The sequence below is a fragment of the Microbacterium sp. Bi128 genome, assembly GCF_918698205.1.
Map to the genome: position 1 here is coordinate 1 of NZ_CAKKMM010000540.1, position 3,196 is coordinate 3,196.

Sequence of the window (3,196 nt, forward strand, 5' to 3'; positions counted from 1 at the left end):
CGGCGATCTCGACGGTCACATCCGCGCGGTCGATGCCGATCGATTCGGCCAGTTCCGATGCCAGGCCCAGGTAGAACTCGCTCTTGGCGATCGTGCGGGTGACCACCTGGTGGGTCATGAGCGCGCCGGCCCCGGTCTCGGTGTAGAAACTGTTGCACAGCTGCGGGTGGCCCAGCATGAAGATGCGCTCGTTGGGCACGAAGACGTGGTCAAAAACCGCGACGGCGTCCATTTCCTCATAGCGGGAGGCCAGCGGCTCGTCGTGGGTGCTGCCGCCGTTGTACAGCGAGGTGCGGCAGAGGTAGCGCAGGCCCGGGGCGTCGTTGGGGATGGCGAACGCGTAAGAGTAGGGGGCGTCCTCCGGGGTGCCCCGCAGGACCGTGGACGGAAACACGAGCAGTTCGTCGGCGATCGGGGCGATGGTGGCGAGCATGCGCGCGCCCTGGATGACGATCCCGTCCCCGCGCTCCTCCACGATCCGGGCCGAGAGCTGGCCGCCGAGCTGCTCCGACCCGGAGACGGACCGGTTGACCTGCGGCGGGATGAGGGTGTGGGTGGCGAGCACGTCGTTTTCCCGGGCCCACTCGTAGTAGTTAAGGATGTTCTCGCCAAACTTCGGATCCGCCTGCGCGAACCACTTCCCCGCCGTGCCCAGCGCGGTCAGCGCGGAGTTCATATAGTCCCCGGAGCGGCCAAGGAAGCCGTTGGAGGACTCGGCCCAGGTGGAGATGGCGCGGCGCCGCCGCTGGAGGTCCTCGACGGTCTTCGGCACCAGGAAGGAGGCGCTGACCAGGTCCCCGGTGCTGGGTGAGGCGAAAGTGAGCGCCTCCTGGTACTGCGGATCATGCTGCATGTCGAAGAGCCTGGCGTAGGAGCGGGCCACATTGCGAAAGGCCGGGTGCTCGGCGATCTTCTCGCTGACCACCTCGCCGTCGATCACCACGTGCGGCGTCATGGCATTGAGCTTGTCCAGGTACTGCCGTCCGGTACGGATACCCATTGGTCGTCCTCCAGTCGTCGTTGAGCTGAATTGCCGGGAAGGAATGTGGCGCTAGAGCAGATCCTCCATGCCCAGCTGGCTTTCGGGGATGGTGGTAAAGGCGCTGTTGGCGAAGGCCAAGGCATCGCCGTTGCGGTAGTTGAAGTCCACCACCTCGCCGATATACAGGGTGTGGTCGCCGCCGTCGTACGCCGCCCACGGCTTGCATTCGAAATAGGCGAGGACATTGGACAGCCGCGGCGCGGTCTTTCCCTCCACCCACAGCGGCTCGGGGCCGGGCCTGCCGGCGAAGTGCAAGGCCAGGTACCGCTGCTCGGCGCCAAGGATATTCACGGTGAAGGGCCGGCCGGCGAGCTCGTCGTGGGCCCTGGCCGTGCGGGCGATGCTCACCAGCACCAGCGGAGGGTCCATCGAGACCGAGGTGAAGGAGTTCACGGTGATGCCGTGGCGTTTCGTGGCCCCGTCGAAGGTCACGATCGCGACGCCGGTGGCAAACCTGCCGAGGCTGCCCCGGAAGTGGTTGGCCCGCGGTGCCGACAGGGGGCCCTGGGCGCCCCCGGCGTGGCCGCGCGGCGTGGCAATCATCATTGATCCCTTGCGTTCGTTGCGTTTCCCGACCGTGGTGTGGGTGTGCTTTGGATCAGCCGTGTTCTATAGTCGAGTTCTGTATTGTGTTCTATAATCGAACAAACAGTTCCCATATAGAACGCTAGCTGACCATGAGCCGGAACACAAGGGTAGCCCGGCGAGCCCGGCGTCCAGTAACCCCGCACCTAGGATGGACCCCATGACCCCGAATGCCGGCACCGCCCAGGCTTCCCCGTCCCAGACGCTGTCCCGCGGTATCAGGGCGCTGGAGATCCTCGCCGAGGCCCAGCAGCCGCTGACCATTGCCGAACTCGCCGACGCCATGGGCGTCCACCGCTCCGTGGCCTACAGGATTCTGCGCACGCTCGAGGACCACTCGCTGCTGGTACGTGACGATGGCGGCCGCGTCCAGCCCGGCCCGGGCCTCGCGGTCCTGGCCCGCGGGGTCTCCCGGAACCTGCAGTCGGCGGCGTTGCCGGAACTGACCCAGCTGGCCAACACCCTGACCATGAGCGCCTTCGTGGCGGTCTGGGACCGGGAGGAGTGCGTGACGCTGGTGACCGTGGATCCGCGGCACAGCGGCGCCGCGGTGGTGCAGCACCCGGGTTCGCGGCACCCCATCAGCGCAGGGGCGCCGGGCATTGCGATCCAGTCAGCCTACCCGGAGCAGGAGTGGCGGGCCCTGGTCCCGGGCATCCCGTACCGGTCCGAGGCGGCCGAGGCCCGGCGCCGCGGCTATGCCGCCAGCCATGACGAGGTGATCCCCGGGGTGTCCTCGATTGCGGTGCCGCTGCGTGTGCCTGGCGGGCGTCCGGCCGCCCTCGCCGTCGTCTATATCCGCGCCGCGCAGGATCCGGACGAGGTCGCAGCGGCCCTGACCGAGGCGGCGCGTCGCATCGAGGCGCAGCTGGGCTAAGCCCGCGGAAAGCGCCGCCGCAGCGCTGTCCCGTCGGGGTCTATGCGGCCGCGGCCGTCTTCTTCCCGCGCTGCCGCAGTACGACGGCGGCTGCCGTTCCGAGCAGGAACAGCGCCGTGGCGGCGCACACCGGAACCAGGAAGGCCGTCGAATAGCCGAAGTTCTGCGCCAGCTGTCCGGCGATGGAGGATCCGAGCGCGGTGCCGGCCACAATGCCGCTGGCCAGGGCTGTCATGACCGTGCCGAGCTTTCCGGCCGGCGCCACGAGGCCACCGATCGCGAAGACAGTGACCATGAGCGGACCAACGGGCAGGCCCAGGACCAACAGTACAAGGACCATGGGCAGCGCCGTCGAGGGCAGCAACAGCAGCGATGCGAAGCCGGCCATCAGGGCCGCGCAGGCAATCCAGCGGGCGTTCACCGTGAAGCGCCGGGGCCAGTACGCGACCGAGAGGGCGGCCGCGGCAGAGCTCAGTCCCATGACGGCGTAGAGCAGGCCCGCGAGTTCGGAGGTGGCGAAGCTGGCGGAGAAAGAGCTCAGGGCTGTCTGGGTGGAGCCGAAGAACGTGCCCATGCACACCATCGCCAGCACGGGGAGGGCGACGGCGGCGAAGGTTTTGTCCCGCTGGGCTGCCGTGCGGGTTTCCCCGTGGTTGTCCCCCGCCGTCGTGGGCGCCGGGCCGGCCGCGTGG

At 68.4% G+C, this 3,196-nt stretch carries 4 protein-coding genes; 1 reads left to right on the forward strand and 3 read right to left on the reverse strand.

The genetic code is table 11. The features are described from left to right. Both LQV45_RS22545 and LQV45_RS22550 read right to left on the reverse strand, forming a co-directional pair. Positions 1 to 1,000, reverse strand: a 1,000-nt coding sequence (locus LQV45_RS22545) for a 4-hydroxyphenylacetate 3-hydroxylase family protein (RefSeq protein ID WP_230008909.1), incomplete at its 3' end; no start/stop codon positions are given. A 51-nt stretch (positions 1,001 to 1,051) separates the two neighbouring features. Then, complete coding sequence (locus tag LQV45_RS22550; protein WP_230008910.1) at positions 1,052 to 1,588, reverse strand: flavin reductase family protein; 537 nt, start codon at positions 1,586 to 1,588, stop codon at positions 1,052 to 1,054. 199 nt (positions 1,589 to 1,787) lie between these two features. Between LQV45_RS22550 and LQV45_RS22555 the strand changes: the two genes are divergently transcribed. Further along, a complete protein-coding gene (locus tag LQV45_RS22555; protein WP_230008911.1) occupies positions 1,788 to 2,504 on the forward strand; it encodes an IclR family transcriptional regulator in 717 nt (238 codons plus the stop codon). A gap of 40 nt (positions 2,505 to 2,544) precedes the next feature. Here LQV45_RS22555 and LQV45_RS22560 read toward each other — a convergent pair. After that, a partial coding sequence (locus tag LQV45_RS22560; RefSeq protein ID WP_374208275.1) for an MFS transporter occupies positions 2,545 to 3,196 on the reverse strand: 652 nt, incomplete at its 5' end.

Excerpts from the sequence above, each read along its gene's own strand:
- LQV45_RS22550 (WP_230008910.1), bottom strand. The coding sequence starts at position 1,588 with ATGATGATTGCCACGCCGCGCGGCCACGCCGGGGGCGCCCAGGGCCCC.
- LQV45_RS22555 (WP_230008911.1), top strand. The coding sequence starts at position 1,788 with ATGACCCCGAATGCCGGCACCGCCCAGGCTTCCCCGTCCCAGACGCTG.